The organism is Prolixibacter sp. NT017 (assembly GCF_009617875.1).
Classification (GTDB): domain Bacteria; phylum Bacteroidota; class Bacteroidia; order Bacteroidales; family Prolixibacteraceae; genus Prolixibacter.
Window position 1 is genome coordinate 2,935,063 of sequence record NZ_BLAV01000001.1, and the last position, 17,352, is coordinate 2,952,414.

The window sequence follows — 17,352 nt, forward strand, 5'->3', positions numbered from 1 at the left end:
AACCGGCAGAAGTTAATAGTAGATTGGAAAAAGTAAGGATGTCATCGCTTCGAGGGATGACATCCTTTTTGTAATGGTATTCCGGTATTTATTTTCAAACATAGCAGGATAGGAAAAGTTCGTTCAGGGAGCTTGTCTTTATCTTTGTTATATGAAAACAAAACCATCGACCAAAGAAGAATATATCCGGCGAATCAATAAGGTTGTCGAATATATCAATAACCATCTGACCGAAGACATGGATCTGAAGAAGCTGGCAGGGGTTTCCAACTTTTCTGAATTTCATTTCCACCGGATTTTTAAGGCGTTTCAGCACGAAACTCTGTCGGCATACATCACCCGGATTCGGGTAGAGACAGCAGCCCGCCTGCTGCGTTATTCCGATTTACCCATCGAGACCATCGCCGGCAATGTTGGGTATGAGATGCCTTCCTCCTTATCGAAATCGTTTAAAAAGTTTTATGGTATCACTCCGACCGAATACCGAACAAATAAAAATATATTCATTATGAAAAAAGAAATAGTAAACACTGAATTGAAGCTGAAAGCGCCTAAAATTATTGAACTTGAAGACAAAACCGCTATTTACATCCGGCTTACAGGGGCATATAACGACCTGGATTTCCCCGGAACCTTTGCAAAACTGTGGAGTTTTGTGAAGGAGCAGAAGTTGTATTCTGCGGGTATTGAGCATATTGGTGTTTATTACGACGACCCTAAAGTGACCGAAAGCAGCAAACTGCGCTCGGATGTTTGCCTGGTCATCAAAAAGCCCGTTCAGCCGAAAGGCGAAATCGATGTGAAAGTGATACCCGGCGGTAAGTATGCAGTGTTCTCCTATCAAGGGCCATATAGTGATTTGGGAGCGGTGTATGACACCATTTTTTCGGAATGGTTGCCGGCAGACGGATGCGAATTGCGGGATCTTCCGGTATTTGAAAAATATGGCAACGCCCCGACCCGAACGGAACCCGGGAAACTGAAAACAGAGATTTACGTCCCCATTCAATAGAATAGCTTAGCGAAAATCTCGGTTTAAGGATGTCATCTCTTGGAGGGATGACATCCTTTTTTTGTCCTGATTTGTCGGATAATTGTCATTGACGACAGGAAAGAACGATGTATCTTTAGCTTGTCACGTGAAAAGAGAAGGCCATGAAGAAGCAAGAGAACACTCCCGTCAAACACATCGTTATCCTGGCGTCGCCCAACACGTCGCTGCTGGATGTAACCGGTCCGATGGAAGTCTTCGCGAAAGCGAAACAGTACCTGCCCGAATTGACCGACCAGCCGCCGTTTGTTTACCAGCTGCATGTGGTGACCAACACTCCCGAGCTGCAGGTGACCACCTCCACGGGATTGCCCATTGTGTGCGAAAGCACACTCTTCGATATCCGTTATCCCATCGACACGTTGCTGATTGCTGGCTATACTACCGGTTTGCAGCTACTCGACCAACGCATCGAAGCAGATGAACTGCCGCCGCACATCTCCGACGTTAGTCCCGGCAAAGAGACCGTACAATGGTTACGGACACACTGGAAAAATATCCGCCGCATTGGCTCGGTGTGTACCGGCGCTTTCCTGCTGGCCGAAGCCGGTATCCTGGATGGCCGGGAGGCTACCACTCATTGGCACCGCTGCCAGCTGATGGCGACCATGTACCCCGAAGTAAAGGTGAACCCTGATCCCATCTTTGTGAAAGACGGTCCGGTATATACATCGGCCGGGATTTCCACCGGACTGGACCTGGCCCTTTCGCTCGTGGAGGAGGATTATGGCCGTGACGTAGCGCTTTACGTGGCCCGTATGCTGGTGCTGTACCTCAAGCGCCCGGGCAACCAGTCGCAGTTTAGCGTGGTGCTGGCGCAACAGGAGGTCGATTACAATCCCATCCAAACCATCATTGACTGGATTCCGGAGCACCTGAATGATTCCCTTTCGGTAGAAAAACTGGCCGAACAGGCATCCATGAGTCCGCGAAATTTCTCCCGGGTCTTCGCCCGAAAAACCGGCATTACACCAGCACGTTACATCGAAAAGGTGCGCGTAGAAACAGCCCGGCGCCGGCTCGAAGAATCGAACCTGACGCTGGATGAAATTTCCGGAGAATGCGGACTGGGAAGTGCCGACACGCTTCGACGCCTGTTTCTGCGACATCTGAAAACCTCGCCCAGTGCCTACCGGCGAAGTTTCCAGACTGCTGTGCGATGAGGTTATCCCGGGCAGGAAGCACTTTTCAGGGCCACCTGTTTCCGCTTGTATCGGGCAAATGAAATAAATACGACGCTGATACCGCCGACTAAGATGAGGTCGTACCAGGCAAGGCTCATCAATTCCGTCACGGGAATAAAGAGTAGCAACAGGTAAGTGATTCCCGACAGGAGAATATAGGTAAACCCGCCGACCAAACCACCAGCTATCCCTGCCATTTTGGGGAATCGGCTCAAACTGTAGGTGAATGAGTTATTGAAGATGAAAGCCGACGCCATCACGATGAAAAAGGTAAACCCGATAAGCGTATACAGGTTGGGCGCTATCCGGAAGAACAGTATCATCAGGGCCAGCGTGGTAAACTGGACGATGTTGGCGATGAATAGCTTTTTGTTTAAATCGGTTTTAATGAGTGCTTTTCCCAGTAAATTTCCGCTGAGCCATCCCAGTCCGACAACCAGCAGCGAATAACCAACCGTGACCGAATTGTAGTGAAACGTATGCTCAATCAGGAACGGACTAGTGAGGGTGAATATCATCGCGACTCCGTAAGCGAGACCAGATAAGCTTATACTCAGAATAAAATCGAATGTTCCCAGCATCTTTGAATAGTTCGCGGCGATTTGCCGGAAATGAAATTTGGCCGGCGTGTGCAGGGTTTCTCCGCTGAAAATCCAGTCGAGAATAAAACCTGCCATGGAAGCTGCTCCCAGGAAATAAAAGTTATACCGCCATCCGAAGCTGCTTTGCAGGTAACCCCCAATAAATGGCGCTGTAATCGGGCCGATGGACCACACGATGGTCAGTACACTGAGGGCATGTTTCAACTTCTCGCCGTTGAACATATCCACCAGGAACGCTCGTTTGGCGACCAACACAATGCCAATGCTCACCCCCTGAATCGCCCGGAGAATATAGATGACGTGTATATCGGGGATAAGTGCAATGGCAAAGCTGGAGAGTGAAAATACCAGCAATGAAATCAGATTGAGCCGGTGCCGGCCAAAGCTGTCGAGCAAAATACCGACAAAGAGCTGGCTGATGCCATAAAACACCAGGTAGATGCTCACTGAAGCCTGCATGTTTAATACACTAACATGTAAATCGCGGGCCATGGCCGGCAATGACGGGGAATACAAATCAACCGCGATTCCCGATAACGGTGCAATGGCATATGCCAACATGGTGGCAAAGCCTTTATATTTTTCCTGAATCATTTTCATGTTTTTCTAGCTTGATGGTGAGGTATGGTCTTGTCTCCGGAGGCACTGCTTTTTAGTCCTACAAACTGTTGACTAAAATCCAATTCAGCACAAGCTGCACCACAGTTTACCGCGCAGTATGTGCTTTGACTGATTCTCCTCCAGAAATTGATTTGTTGTTTTCACGGTCGCATAAAAATAGTTGAGAGCTGCCAGGAAACTGTTATGAACTTCATCTGCTTTCACTATTTGTCCGTTGATCCCCTGGTCCCTCGTTGCACAAGCATCACCTATTAATGTGATGTTAAATCCGAAATCTTTTGCTGCTCTTGTAGTCGAGTCAACACACATATGCGTCATCATACCGCAAATCACCAAATCGGTAATATCATTGGCCCATAAATAATCAAGCAACTCTGTTTCTCTAAAGCTATTGGGATAATGTTTGACAATTACTTTCTCATTTTCTAATGGCCGTACATTTTCATGTATCTCAGCCCCTGGTGTATCGGGCAGAAAAAATGTTGCTGTCGGTCTCGTTGCTATATGTTGAATATGTATGATTGGTAAACTATCTTCCCTGAATTTGTCAAGAACCAGCCTGGCATTTTTACTGGCTTCAACCGAACCGACAAGCGACATGGTGCCTTCGTCAAAATAGTCGTTCTGAATGTCAATAATTAACAATGCTGTTTTCATATTCTTTCTGTCATTATCCTGTCATCCTGATTTCCCGCAACGAGGTGCAGAAAGTCATTAAAAAATACCAGAGAAACGGTTGATGCTTCCCTGGTACCTGTATTCCGTTTGCTTTGAGACCGAATTGACTAAACGTCATTTCAGCCAAATTGTTTTACAATGCAGCAAAGTAGGCTGCCGTGCGCACCATCTGCGATACAAACGACATTTCGTTGTCGTACCACGAAACGGTTTTCACCAGCTGTTGGTTTCCGGTGGTCACCACTTTAGTCTGCGTAGCATCAAACAATGAACCGTATGAAATACCAACAATATCGCCCGATACTACCGGGTCTTCAGTATAACCATACGATTCGTTGGCTGCGTTTTGCATGGTCTGATTAATCTCATCTACCGTTACCTGTTTTTCCAGCACCGTATAGAGCTCAACCACCGAACCGGCCGCTACCGGAACTCGCTGTGACGAACCGTCCAGTTTGCCTTTCAGCTCCGGAATCACCAACCCGATGGCTTTGGCTGCACCGGTAGTATACGGCACAATGTTGTTAGCCGCCGCACGCGACTTCCGGTAATTGATTTTCGGGTCGGGCGTGTCCATCAACGGTTGTGAGTTGGTGTATGCATGAATCGTACTCATCTGTCCGGCTACAATGCCGAAGTTCTTGTTCAGCACATCGGCCATTGGTGCCAGGCAGTTCGTCGTGCACGATGCACAACTGATGAGATTATCGGACGGCTCCAGAATATCGTGGTTCACATTAAAGACAATGGTTTTCAAATCGGGTCCGGCCGGTGCCGAAATAATGACCTTCCTGGCGCCGGCTTTCAGATGTGCTGAAGCCTTTTCCGGCGAAGCAAAAAATCCGGTACACTCGAGAACCAGGTCGATGTTCATTTCCTTCCAGGGCAATGCTTCCGGATTGCGTTCGGCCAACACCGTTATGCTTTTCCCATTGACCACCAGGATATCGTCACCTGATTTGACATCGGCATCAAAAGTGCCTTGTGTAGAATCGTATTTTAACAGGTAAGCCAGCATCGACGGTGCGCTGAGATCGTTTACCGCCACCACTTCCAGTTCCGGGTGGTTCTGCATCTTGCGGAAGGCCAATCTCCCGATCCGACCAAATCCATTGATAGCAACTCTAATCATACCTTGTTCATTTTTGATGGTTCAACTGAACGGATTCGCTGTGTTCATCCGTGTTCTTTTTACATCCGCAAGGTACGGTGTCCCGCAATTGTCTGCAATGACAACTTTCCGACAAATACGGCCACCAAGAAGCAAAACCTTCGGTTTATTACCCCCGGGCTATGAAGCTTGAACTCCTTCAGAGTTCCTCTTAACGGTTATAACGCTCCCGGTAATTTTCAATGAAAGCTCCGCAACAACATCCTGCAGAACGATAGAAACAACAGGAACAATAGGAACCTTTTATCCCTTTCGTGCTTTGATCTCGGCGGGAACCAAACAGGAATAGACAAACTGATTGACCGGTACATCGACATTGAACTGTCTGGCGAGTTTGACTACTGTGCCATTCTGATATTCCAGTTCGGAGGAATTGCCGGCCCAGATGTCTCGTGCCAGTGATGTGGTGGAATCGGGAGCTAGTGTGTCGATAAAACCAACATTCTTTTCCACGAAATCTTCACCGAAAGGAATTCCCGCTTCACGGGCCAGGGTCACGATCTCGTTCAGCAAATCGACCATGAGTTTTCGCGTTTCGGGTATCGAACGAAGCTCTCCGTAATTGGTATTGGTGATGGCCATTAGGCCGCTCACGCAAATAAAGATGAACTTCTTCCACAGCTCCTTCTGAATATTTTCGGCCAGGGTCGCCTGAATACCTGCCTTTTCCAGAACGACCTGTAATTGTTGCACCCGTTCGGTTTTTGTGTTATCGGCTTCGCCAAACACAATTTCCGGGGTATGAGCAAAGTGGTTGATAACTCCGGGAGCTTCCACCTTACTAATGATTTTGCACAAACCACAAATTACCGGTTCTGGTCCGACGGCTTCGCGCAATTCGTCATACGTCAGCAAACCGTTTTGTAAGGGCAGAATGATTGTGTTTTCGCCGATAAGGTGATCCAGATGAGCCGCCATATCTTTCACCTGCCAGGCTTTCAAGCCAACAATAATCAGATCGACTTTCCCGATTGTCCCGATGTCATCGGTAGCCTGCACATTGTCTAAGTGAAAATCGCCCAGCACACTTTTCACGGTCAGACCATTGGCCTGCATCGCTTCGAGGTGTGCACCACGCGCCAGAAAGGTTACCTCATTACCGGCCTGGGCCAGCCTTCCACCGAAATAGCCTCCAACTCCTCCTGCTCCTATTACTGCAATCTTCATTACTGCTGTCCTTTCTGTTTTATTTATTTGATTGGTTAAATACCACTTTGAAATCCTCTTTCATGCTAACAATGTTCCATCCGTGTGTCGACATTGAATCTTTCCAGGCTGGGCAAGGTGTTCCGTGCCAGGGACTATATTCATATTCCCGTTTGGCATCGTCGTGATTCAACATGAACGAAATATTGGGCAACGGATTGGCAGACGCCATTCGGAACATGCCCCAGTCGCCGGTGGTATTTCCAAAAGCAAAAACAGGGGCTTTCCCAATATGACGATAGATGTTTATCGCTTTGCCGTTGTTATTATTCGATGGTTGGAAGATGGTCGGTTCCAGTACAAACTCTGTTCCCTTACCGGGATGAAAGACGGGTTTCATCGCCTGGCTGGTACCGATCAGGTGTTGACGGTCAAAGCCCAGCTCTTCGGGACAAACGCTCCACATCAAACCCTGCAGCGAACCGGAAACGACATACACATCAAACTGGTTCGCTTTCAGGTATGAAATCAGTTCGAGCATGGGAGGGTAAAACATTTGGGCCAGCGGGATGTGATAATCGCGGTTCATGGCCGTATCGAGATACGCTTTGCTGAACTGCACATATTTTTCGTTATCCCAGCCTTTAAAAGCATTCATTATCATGGGTTGGATTGATGGTCCCCAATGATTGATGACCGAAGTGTCTTTGGGATTCACCCTCAGCTTTTCTGCATAACGATATATCGGATTTTGCAGGAGCGAACTGTCTTTGTCTGCCTGTAGGCACAAGCCCTGAACAGCGCTGTACATCTCAAACCAAAGCGGTGCTTCACAAGCCAGTGTTCCGTCCATATCAAATACGGCAATGCGATCCTTTACCGGAATTTCCGGCACTTTATTCGTGACGAAGTCAATGATTTTGGTCTTTTCGGGTGTGTTGTTCCACGATGGCAGTGGGTCAGCTTTCGGCGAAGTGCAGCTCACAACTGTAAGAGCTAAACCAAGCAGCAATAAAATCGTCCTTTTCATCCGTCTGTATATCAATTAAGTTTTAACCAAGTCGCTGGTCTTTTAACTCTTGCTAAAATACAGAGGACATCAGGAATGGACGTAGCTTTTATGTAAATTAATTATGAATAAAGCATTTTTCTATCGGCGGAAAAGCGCACTTCTTCTGCCGGAACAATTGCTATTTCGATGAAAACAAAATCAATACTGCAATATCAAATCGATTAAATTATCGTCGTGGCTGAGTCCCATTTTCTTCCTCAGCCGGTAGCGATGGTTTTCGACGCCTCGAACCGTAATACCCAAAAGCGGAGCAATCTCCTTGGAAGAAAGGTTCATCCGCAGGTAAGCACACATACGCAAATCCTTGGCTGTTAGATCCGGGAAATCGTCTTTGATCTTCCGTAAGAACTGCTCATGAGCCTGCTCGAAGTTGGTCTCAAAAATCTGCCAATCATCATGACTCGAAATATTCTTATCAATCTTCTTCACGATGTCGTTAAAATACTTGTCCGGATAACGGGTGCCCAACTGCTCTTTCTGGCGCGTCAGTAATTGCTTCAGGTCGAGCAAAAACTCGTTCTTTTTAATCATCGACATGGTGGAGTTTGCCAGCTCTTTACTTTTATGCTCTATCTCGGTGCGCAAATTCTTGTTCCGGAGCAAAATCAGCTCGCGTTCTCTCTTCTCGATATGGATACGCTGCTTTTTCTTGGTACGCCTTGCTCCCCAAGCCTGGAATAGAATGGAGAAGACCACCAGCAGAACAAAATACCCGATTTTCGCCAGCGTAGTACTGTACCATGGTTCCTGCACTTCCAGCGTTAACGAATTGATTCGACTCTCGTTATTCCACAAATTGGTTGCTTTTACCTGAAGCTGGTAGGTTCCGGCCGGCAGACGGTCGAAGCGGAAGACAGACGACTCGGACTTATCCGACCATTTCTGGTCGATTCCTTTCAGAAAGGCCTGGTAAAAAACCGGTTCGGCGGAGTAATGCGGGAATGAGTAGCGGACTTCGATGCTGTTTCGGCTATAACTCAATTCCAATGCATGGTTGACCGGAACTTCATTTATGGCGTCGTTCCTTCGGTTGATGAGTTGGAGTTCGCGTATTTTCGGTGCAAAATTGGCAATGGTTTGCAGTGTGTCGTTCTGGGATGCATTCAACCAGGAGATACCGTTTTCCAAACAAAGAATTCCTTTATCTGCCGTTACCGGCAAAATATTCTCGAAATCGTCAAACAATGGATTTTGTTTGAAATAGGACGTTGGATAGGACTTGATTAAGTGCACCTCGTTCATGGTAATATAGAACAAGCCAATCTTTTTCGATGAAATCAACCAATAGTGATGATCCGGAGCTTTGACAATTTTGTGCGCTTCGCGATAATCTCCGATGCGCTGATTCAGATAGGTGTACGGAATAATCGTATCGTTCAAATCATCGTAGGTAAACAATTTTTCCTTGGTCGTAAATACAATCCGGTCTTCCACTTTAAATACATTCAGCGAATGCTCTTTCCCAAACACCGATGATTCGCCGTAATACTTTTGCCCCACTACCCTGTCGCGTTTATCATTCAACTCCAGTTTGTATATCCCCCGGTGCATATGACTGGCCCAGACATTTCCCAAATGATCGATTTCGATATAACGGATCAAATCGGTGAATCCCTGGATAATATTCTCCATCACCAGATGACCGTTCACTTCTTTGTAAGACACCAGGTTATTGTAAGTCGACTGTATATAATGATCTCTTCTTTTAATGTCTTCCCGGATGGAAAAACCACCCGAATTGCGGGAAATGAACCGGGCCTTTCTGTTCTCGACGACAATGGTTCCTTCGTTATGTCCAACCACCAACTGGTCACCAATAACACGCAGATCCCAGTTTTGTGACTGCGTATTAGGAACCAACCTGTACGTAGCATCCGGCTCTGATAAATCTTTGGAAAAAAGCCCCTGATTGGTACCTAAATAGATGTGGTTCTGAAAAATAGCAGCCGAATAAACAGCCCCAATATTTGGGATGCTCTCAATCCTGACGCCGTTGCTGTGCCGGTTCCCGATAAAATCGATTCCATGGTCAAGTGCCAGCCAGATATTGTTGAACTGATCCCCGGCTATCCCCAAAACAGTGTTGTTTTGAAGGCCATTGGAATGATTGTACTTTTGAATTAGTTTCTCTGACTTATCGAACACTAGAATTCCATCAATGATTGTTCCGATGACGAGGTTTCCGTTCGGCATAATATACCCACGGTTCAATTCGTTTTCACGGAAGTAAGATGTCAAGCCCGTTTTCCACTGTGTTAGTTTCTCGCCATCCCAAATGACAATCCCACCAGAAGCGGTTCCAATCATCAATTGATCAGCTTTGTAGGGAAGAATAAACCGGATAATTTTGCCTCTAAAAAAGGGATCGGAAGCTACCGGAGAAACCGCCGCTCCGGATAATTGGTAAATTCCCTTATCTCTTACTCCTATCAATATCTTGTCCCGAACCTGGTTCATCACATTCGTGAACCCAGGCAGACTGACGGATGTAACCGAATCATTTTGATATAGAAGAATCCGGTTAAACGAATGGAAATAAATCCGTTGCTTATCACTAGTTATATTCCAGAATTCTTCATTCTTGGAAAAATAATGCTCTGCCTGCGGATTGAGAGAGTAGTATACCAGTTCACCCGATGGTTGCCTTTTCCAGACTCCCATTTCGCGGTAGCCGCTGGTATAAATCAGGCTATCGCTCACCGCGAGCACAGCCCGCATTATCGTTTCGTTGGGCAGGCGATGCAGCCTCCAGCTCGTACCGTCGAATTCCAGCAAACCATTGTTGTTGGCAAAGTACATCATCCCGTCGCGCCCCGCACTTACCCCCCAGTTTTGTGCAGCGGCACCGTATTCCATCTTGCTAAAGTTATTGATATCTTCCACCACCATATGTCGCTGACTGGCGGCTCTCCATACAGAATCCTGTTCCTGACAGTATACAGATAGGTGAGGTAAACACATCAAACAAAACAGAAAAAAGCAAGTTCTTCCCATCGCCTGTCGTTTAAATTCTTATCGTTTTCAAATGCCTGTTAATTCCCCGTTTCCGCCCAAATATAACGATGTAACAAGCTCCTTTTATCATCACTCTGCATGATTTTATCAAAACATGTTGTACATCATATTAACATTTTTTTACATGTTTTAATAATTTATGACACTAACAAAACCTGTATACCAGATAATTACACATTCTAACATTATGATATGAGTGGCAATGATGAGGCGTTTTTTACACTTCACTTTACGATGAGAATAAGTAGTGTGGAAAGATTTTAAACTACTCTTCTAATCACACCTAATTTTATTTCCACAAACTGTTACAAAAAAGTGAACCTATGAAAAAATTAACGATTCTCTTTTCTTTATTAATTTCGGTTGCGACAGTTTTCGCCCAACAGCGAATAACTGTTTCCGGTAATGTTACCGAAGCTGCCACCGGAAACCCCATCCCGGGGGTAACTGTTCTGGTCAAGGGGACGACCACAGGAACTGTTACTAATGTCGATGGTCAATATACTATCGATGCGACCGGCGATGCTATATTGACTTTCCGTTTTGTGGGAATGGAAAGCCAGGATATTGCCGTTAATAACCGAACGAATATCGATGTTTCGATGCAGCCCTCTACCCAACAGGTCGACGAGGTTGTAGTAGTAGGTTATGGTAAATTAAATGTAAAAGACCTGACTTCATCTATCACTACTGTAAAATCGGATGACCTTGCGAAAACACCCACCGGACAAACTATGCAAGCCTTGCAGGGGAAAGTAGCCGGTCTTCAGGTGGTAAGCACCGGATCTCCGGGTGAATCTCCCGCTATCCGTTTACGGGGTGTTGGATCGTACCCCAAAAAGGATGCGGATGGAAATCCTATCAATAATGAGGCTCCACTCTATGTTGTTGATGGAATGTTTTTCGATAATATTGACTTCCTGAATACTTCTGACATTGCCTCTGTAACCGTCCTGAAAGATGCGTCGGCAGCGGCGATTTACGGAGTACGGGCCGCAAACGGTGTCGTATTGATTGAAACCAAATCGGGACAATACAACCAAAAGGCCCAAATTACCTATGATGGGTACTATGGTTACCAAATTGCACAGAACGTTTTGCAAATGGCCAACGCTGAACAATTTACCACGATGGCCATGGAATCCGGCTCTGCTCCGGATATTCAAAACATTTTGAACGCAATGCAACGCTACGGCCGTAGTAGAGTGAATCCCAATGTTCCGGATGTGAATACAGATTGGTACAAGGAGGTTATGCGACAAGCACCTATTCAAAATCATAGTTTGAACATTTCGGGTGGAAGTAAAGATGCTTCCTATGCGATTGGTTCCAGTTATTTCTCTCAGCAGGGTATTCTGGACATGAAAAACGAATACGAACGGTTCAACCTGCGTTCGAAAATTGATTACAAGGCTGCCGATTGGCTCACGGTTGGTGCCAATATGATTTTCAGTAACGCGACCCGTTATCTACCTAACGACAATGCCTGGAGTCTGGCTTACTGGGCTGTACCCATTTTACCGGTATATGACCCGGCCAATACAGATGCCTGGCCGATTGATTATGCAGGGGCACAAGCCATTGGTTATCGAGGTGGACAAAACCCGTTCCCGTCGATGAAGTTCACGAACAACAGACAACGGATTCGCAAAACGCTGACTAATTTTTACGCGCAAATCAACATCATTCCTGATAAACTAACGTTTAAAACGACTTATAATCATAGCTATTCCACCATCGAACAGCGAGATGTTTCGTTGGCTTACTTCATCAATAACAACTTCAAACAAGATAATTCGACCATTACCAAACGGAATGAAACCTATTCTAACCAGATTTGGGATAATGTGTTGACCTATACCGGACGGTTTGACAAACATCATGTAGTGGCAATGGCCGGGACCTCCTATCGTGACGAGTCCTACCAAATGTTGAAGGCTCAGGGAATCAACTTCCCAACCGACCAGCAACAAGCCTGGTATATTCACCAATCGGACAAAGCTGTACTTCCTACCGATCAAGTAGATGATGATGGTTTGCGGCAATACGGAATGTCCTATTTCGGCCGTATTTCCTATAACTTCAACGATCGTTATTTGCTCTACGGAACCATGCGTGCAGATGGTAGTTCCAAGTATCAGCAAAAATGGGGATACTTCCCTACTGTTGGTGCCGGTTGGGTTATCTCTGAAGAGAGTTTTATGCAGGGAATTACATTCCTTAACTACCTGAAACTGCGTGGTAGCTGGGGACAGTTAGGTAATGACAATATTCCGCCGAGCGATGGGGCCATCACCACTAACGTTGTGACCACCGCTATCAATGATCAGGAAGCTTCCGGAACACAAACTACCAGTACATACTCTACTCTCAAGTGGGAGTTGACAGAAGAAACGAACGTAGGAATCACGGCCCGTTTCTTAGACAGTCGCTTATCGCTGGATGCCGACTATTATATCCGGGATACCAAAAATGCGGCTATCGACGTGAAAATTCCTACTCTGGGAGGTACCATCATCCGTAACGTAGGTGTGATCAGGAACTCCGGTTTTGAACTAGCGTTGGACTGGAATGACAAGATCTCGAATGACCTGAGCTATAGCATCAGTGCCAACATTTCGACGTTGAAAAACGAAGTTCGTGACCTTTACGGACAACCTTATATTGACGGAGGTTCAGCCGAATTCCGCCAGCGATCTATCGTTGGTGAGCCTTTGATGGCCTTCTTTGGATATGAGGTTCAGGGAGTTTACCAGAATGACGCGGAAATTCAAAACGATCCGGCGGCTGTCGGTACGATAGATGCTACCGGTGCCAGTATTGTTCCGGGCGATTTCAAATACAAAGACCAGAATGGTGATAATATTATCAACGATGATGACCGGGTTGTTTTGGGATCGTATTTCCCCAATCTGATGTACGGTGCCAATCTGGGAATTACTTACAAGAATCTTCAATTCTCGACCAGTATTGTTGGTCAGAGCGGAAACAAAATCCTTAACAGAAAACGCGGTGAAGTTATCTGGACACCCGACCTGAACATGGATGCCGACCTGGCTAAAAACCGTTGGCACGGAGAAGGAACATCCAACAAATACCCATCATCAGTCGGCTTACGCAAAGGCTGGAACCAGAAGATGAGCACTTACTTCGTCGAGGATGGTTCATTCTTCCGTATCCAGAATGTTCAATTAGCCTACATCATTAAGGGTAAAGAGGTTTTCGGTACGAAAATGCCTGAAACCAGGATTTCATTGACGGCTGACCGGCCTTTGACCTTATTCAACTACAACGGATTTACACCGGAAGTACAGGATGGAATCGACCGTCAAACCTACCCAATTCCTGCAGTTTATACTGTTGGGCTTAATGTGAAATTTTAATTTGTAAAAAGATGAAGATTATGAAAGTTTTCAAACACACGATAAAGCTCGCAGTCATCATCGTTGCGCTGTTAATGGTATCAGCCTGCCAGAAACTGCTGGATGAGCCGGCCGAAAACAGGTCGTTTACCGAGCAAACAGATTACACTCAATCTGCTAATATGATACAACCATTAATTGGTGCTTACGCTGAATTTTATAACAGGGGCTGGGAAGAGTATCCTCCTCTTGCTGTGCGTGGCGACGATGTTAACGCCGGTGGTCTGGGCGACCAACAGGATTTTGCTGAAGAAGATAAATTCAATTATAACAAAGACTACTGGATGTTCAATTCGCTATGGCAGCAGATTTACAAAGACATGTTCACTGATCTTTCTGCTATGGACCAAGTCCAGTTGTATGCTGACGCCGGTGCAAGCCAAACAACAGCCGATCAATATATTGCTGAAGCCAAGGTTCTTCAGGCATGGGACCTCTTCCAGTTGTCACGTGTATGGGGAGCCGTATTAGTTCCACAAAGCTCCGATCCTTCTGATATTCTGACAACGGAGTTAACCCCCAAAGATCAGGTGATGCAATATATCTCTGATTTGATGGATGAGGCCATTCCGAATTTGCCGGATATGCGTCCAAACGAAAGGACTGATATTCCCGGAGGAGTAACAAAATATACGGCATTGGCCATCAAAGCACTGGCTAATCTTGAAAATCAGAATTATCAGGCTGTAGCCGATGCAACCGGTGCCATTATCAGTTCAGCCAAATTTAGTCTCGAGCCCGATTTCTATCAGTTATTCAAACTGAAAGGAAAACTGAACAACGAGAACCTTCTCGAATATCAATATTCTGATTTCGGACAGGGAGCTGGTGACCAAAAAGCCTATTTATTTGCTTTCTTCGGACCACAGAACTGGTCTCCTTATGTAAAAGGTGCCGGAAGTGGTTGGGGATTCTATGAGCCAAGTCTGAAATGGATCAAATTCATGCTGGACAGAGGTGAAACCACCCGTCTTCAAACAAGTGTATTATTTACCAACCGGGGCATTAGCGAAATAGAGAAAGATCCGAACTACAGCACCTTACCCAGCTGGATTTCCAACGTAACACTGGATGGTGATACCATTAACGATTATTCCAGGGCACTATTTGCCAGTGGAAAACACTATCTCCCGTCTGATATGTTGACACCCGGACGTACCGATTATGGTAACAACAAGAACTTCCAGTGTATTCGTTATGCCGAAGTACTGTTGATGTATGCAGAGGCATTGACGCAGGGTGCCTCAGGTTCCGCTGGTAGTGCTGACGATGCAGTTAATCTGGTAAGAGAAAGAGCTGGATTACCCGACCTCAGTGGCGTAACCAACGCACAGGTAATGGATGAGAAATTTGCCGAATTGGCCATGGAATGGGGTACCCGTTACTACGATATGGTCCGTTTGGGCAACTACAGTGCACTGAGCTACGAAGGCAGAACATTTACTGAGGACAAAGTTTATCTGCCTTATCCGCAAGCCCAGGTAGATCAGCTACCGGTGTTGGGGGGAAATTGATCCAGTAATTGATTACTAAAACTGAAAAGAAATGAAAATATATAGGTTTATTATAATCGGAATGCTCGCACTCGTTTTTGCAACGGGATGTAAAGACGGGTACATCGATGCTATTTCAAAAGTGGCGCCGGGAGCGGACGAATCAGCCCCGCAAATAACCATCAATTCTCCAACCGAGAACTATGAACTCAAACTTCCTGAGCAGGTATCATCTATTACGATTGATTTTGAAGCGACCGATGACATTGAGCTCGGAACGGTTTCAGTAGCATACGACGGAACAGAAATTGCCAGTTTCAGCTCGTCTGATTTCAAAGATTATCGTCGCTTCCTGAAACAGGTGACATACGACAATGTGGAACTTGGTCAGCATGAGATTTCGATAACTGCGACTGACCTCGACGGTAAATCGACCACGGCAACCGTCAACTTCTCAAAAGTTTCGCCTTACACGCCGAAATATAACGGTGAGAAATTCTATATGCCTTTCGAAGGTGACTATATGGAGATGATCTCTTTCCAGAATGCTACCGTAGTTGGGACACCAGGCTTCTCAGACAACGGATTACAGGAAAGCAAAGCCTATGCAGGCGCAACTGATTCATACCTGACGTTCCCAATGGACAACCTGAAGTTCACCGAATTTACGATAGGGTTATGGATCAATGTGAATGCTGCTCCCGACCGTGCCGGTATTTTAACTGTTGGTTCTACCGATGACGACGCGGGAAGAATGAACGGCTTCCGCTTATTCCGCGAAGGAAGTGCCAGCTCTCAGCAAATAAAACTCAATGTGGGTACAGGTGTTGGTGAATCGTGGAACGACGGAGGGGTCATCGATCCAACATTGGGTGATTGGGTATATGTTACCATGGTCGTTACCTCAACGGAAAGCATGATTTATCTGGACGGTGCTCTTGTGAGAACAGCCACGTTGTCGGCACCGATTGACTGGACTGGTTGTACCACGATGAGCATTGGCTCAGGTGCGCCAACCTTTACTTACTGGAATCACTTATCTGATTTAAGTAATTACGATAACATTCGAATCTTCGACAGGGCATTGACGCAAGAAGAAATCCAGGCTGTTATCAATGACGATTCTCCTTACGTGCCTAAATACGACGGGGAGATTTTCTATATGCCCTTCGATGGCAATGCGACCGATAGGGTTTCCATGACCGATGCTACAACTGTTGGTTCTCCAACTTATGTAGCTGGAAAAGTTGGTCAGGCTTATGAAGGTGCTACCGACTCGTATTTGACTTTCCCGGCAACAAATTTGCAAAGTGATAACTTCAGTGCTGTTTTCTGGATGAAAGTCAATGGTACTCCTGATAGGGCTGGTATTTTGGTAATGAGTCCTGAAGATACAGGAAACGCCAATTATCCGGATGTCCAGAATAATCGGACCAGCGGATTCCGCTTCTTCAGGGAAGCTGGTAACCCCGGTATGCAACGATTTAAACTAAATGCCGGAAACGGAACAGCTGATACCTGGGTAGACGGTGGAGCCGATGCTGAAGTTGACCCGACGGTAGATACATGGCATTTCTTTGCTTTCACAATATCAGGTACCGAATGCAATGTCTACGTTGATGGCACACTGGTTAAAAACGCCGCATTTACAGGTATCGATTGGACAGGATGTGATTTGCTGACCATCATGTCTGGTGCACCACGTTTCACAGAATGGGGCCATCTGTCTGACTTGAGCATGATGGACGAATTGCGAATATTCAATAAAGCAATTACACAGGAAGAGATACAAACGATTATGAATGATGCGCAGTGATCCAGCAACGGTATTTTTTACCGACCAACTGTGAATCCTCTGCGTTCTCAAACGTCATTTTTCATAGATTATAGATTAGAT

11 protein-coding genes are annotated in these 17,352 nt (G+C 46.0%); 5 read left to right on the forward strand and 6 right to left on the reverse strand.

Translation table 11 applies throughout. From position 1 onward, the window contains the following. The first annotated feature begins 151 nt into the window (after positions 1 to 151). Both GJU87_RS12135 and GJU87_RS12140 read left to right on the forward strand, forming a co-directional pair. Entirely contained in the window at positions 152 to 1,012 is an 861-nt protein-coding gene (locus tag GJU87_RS12135; protein ID WP_153639770.1) for a GyrI-like domain-containing protein, read from the forward strand. Between the two features lie 143 nt (positions 1,013 to 1,155). Further along, on the forward strand, positions 1,156 to 2,214 hold the full coding sequence (locus GJU87_RS12140) for a GlxA family transcriptional regulator (protein WP_153639771.1): 1,059 nt from the start codon (positions 1,156 to 1,158) through the stop codon (positions 2,212 to 2,214). Between the two features lie 2 nt (positions 2,215 to 2,216). Here the strand turns inward: GJU87_RS12140 and GJU87_RS12145 are convergent, their stop codons facing one another. The 6 genes from GJU87_RS12145 to GJU87_RS12170 all read right to left on the reverse strand — a co-directional run bounded on the left by GJU87_RS12145 (position 2,217) and on the right by GJU87_RS12170 (position 10,519). Continuing rightward, on the reverse strand, positions 2,217 to 3,437 hold the full coding sequence (locus tag GJU87_RS12145; RefSeq protein WP_153639772.1) for an MFS transporter: 1,221 nt from the start codon (positions 3,435 to 3,437) through the stop codon (positions 2,217 to 2,219). Positions 3,438 to 3,521: 84 nt separating this feature from the next. Beyond that, the gene (locus GJU87_RS12150; RefSeq protein ID WP_153639773.1) at positions 3,522 to 4,115 is read right to left on the reverse strand and encodes a cysteine hydrolase family protein; all 594 of its coding nucleotides are present in this window, start codon (positions 4,113 to 4,115) and stop codon (positions 3,522 to 3,524) included. A gap of 154 nt (positions 4,116 to 4,269) precedes the next feature. Continuing rightward, a complete protein-coding gene (gene gap / locus GJU87_RS12155; RefSeq protein ID WP_153639774.1) occupies positions 4,270 to 5,268 on the reverse strand; it encodes a type I glyceraldehyde-3-phosphate dehydrogenase in 999 nt (332 codons plus the stop codon). Between the two features lie 282 nt (positions 5,269 to 5,550). Further along, positions 5,551 to 6,474: a ketopantoate reductase family protein gene (locus tag GJU87_RS12160; RefSeq protein WP_153639775.1), complete on the reverse strand. Its 924-nt coding sequence runs from the start codon at positions 6,472 to 6,474 to the stop codon at positions 5,551 to 5,553. Positions 6,475 to 6,493: 19 nt separating this feature from the next. Next, on the reverse strand, positions 6,494 to 7,483 hold the full coding sequence (locus tag GJU87_RS12165; protein ID WP_153639776.1) for an HAD family hydrolase: 990 nt from the start codon (positions 7,481 to 7,483) through the stop codon (positions 6,494 to 6,496). Between the two features lie 180 nt (positions 7,484 to 7,663). Beyond that, positions 7,664 to 10,519 carry a triple tyrosine motif-containing protein gene (locus tag GJU87_RS12170; RefSeq protein WP_153639777.1) on the reverse strand — a complete coding sequence of 952 codons (2,856 nt, stop codon included), beginning with the start codon at positions 10,517 to 10,519 and terminating at the stop codon, positions 7,664 to 7,666. 344 nt (positions 10,520 to 10,863) lie between these two features. Between GJU87_RS12170 and GJU87_RS12175 the strand changes: the two genes are divergently transcribed. Genes GJU87_RS12175 through GJU87_RS12185 form a run of 3 tightly spaced genes read left to right on the forward strand, consistent with a single transcriptional unit; the run spans position 10,864 to position 17,271 of the window. Then, positions 10,864 to 13,923: a TonB-dependent receptor gene (locus GJU87_RS12175; RefSeq protein WP_153639778.1), complete on the forward strand. Its 3,060-nt coding sequence runs from the start codon at positions 10,864 to 10,866 to the stop codon at positions 13,921 to 13,923. Positions 13,924 to 13,943: 20 nt separating this feature from the next. Then, entirely contained in the window at positions 13,944 to 15,476 is a 1,533-nt protein-coding gene (locus GJU87_RS12180) for a RagB/SusD family nutrient uptake outer membrane protein (RefSeq protein WP_153639779.1), read from the forward strand. A gap of 31 nt (positions 15,477 to 15,507) precedes the next feature. After that, on the forward strand, positions 15,508 to 17,271 hold the full coding sequence (locus GJU87_RS12185; protein WP_153639780.1) for a LamG domain-containing protein: 1,764 nt from the start codon (positions 15,508 to 15,510) through the stop codon (positions 17,269 to 17,271). Positions 17,272 to 17,352: the final 81 nt, after the last annotated feature.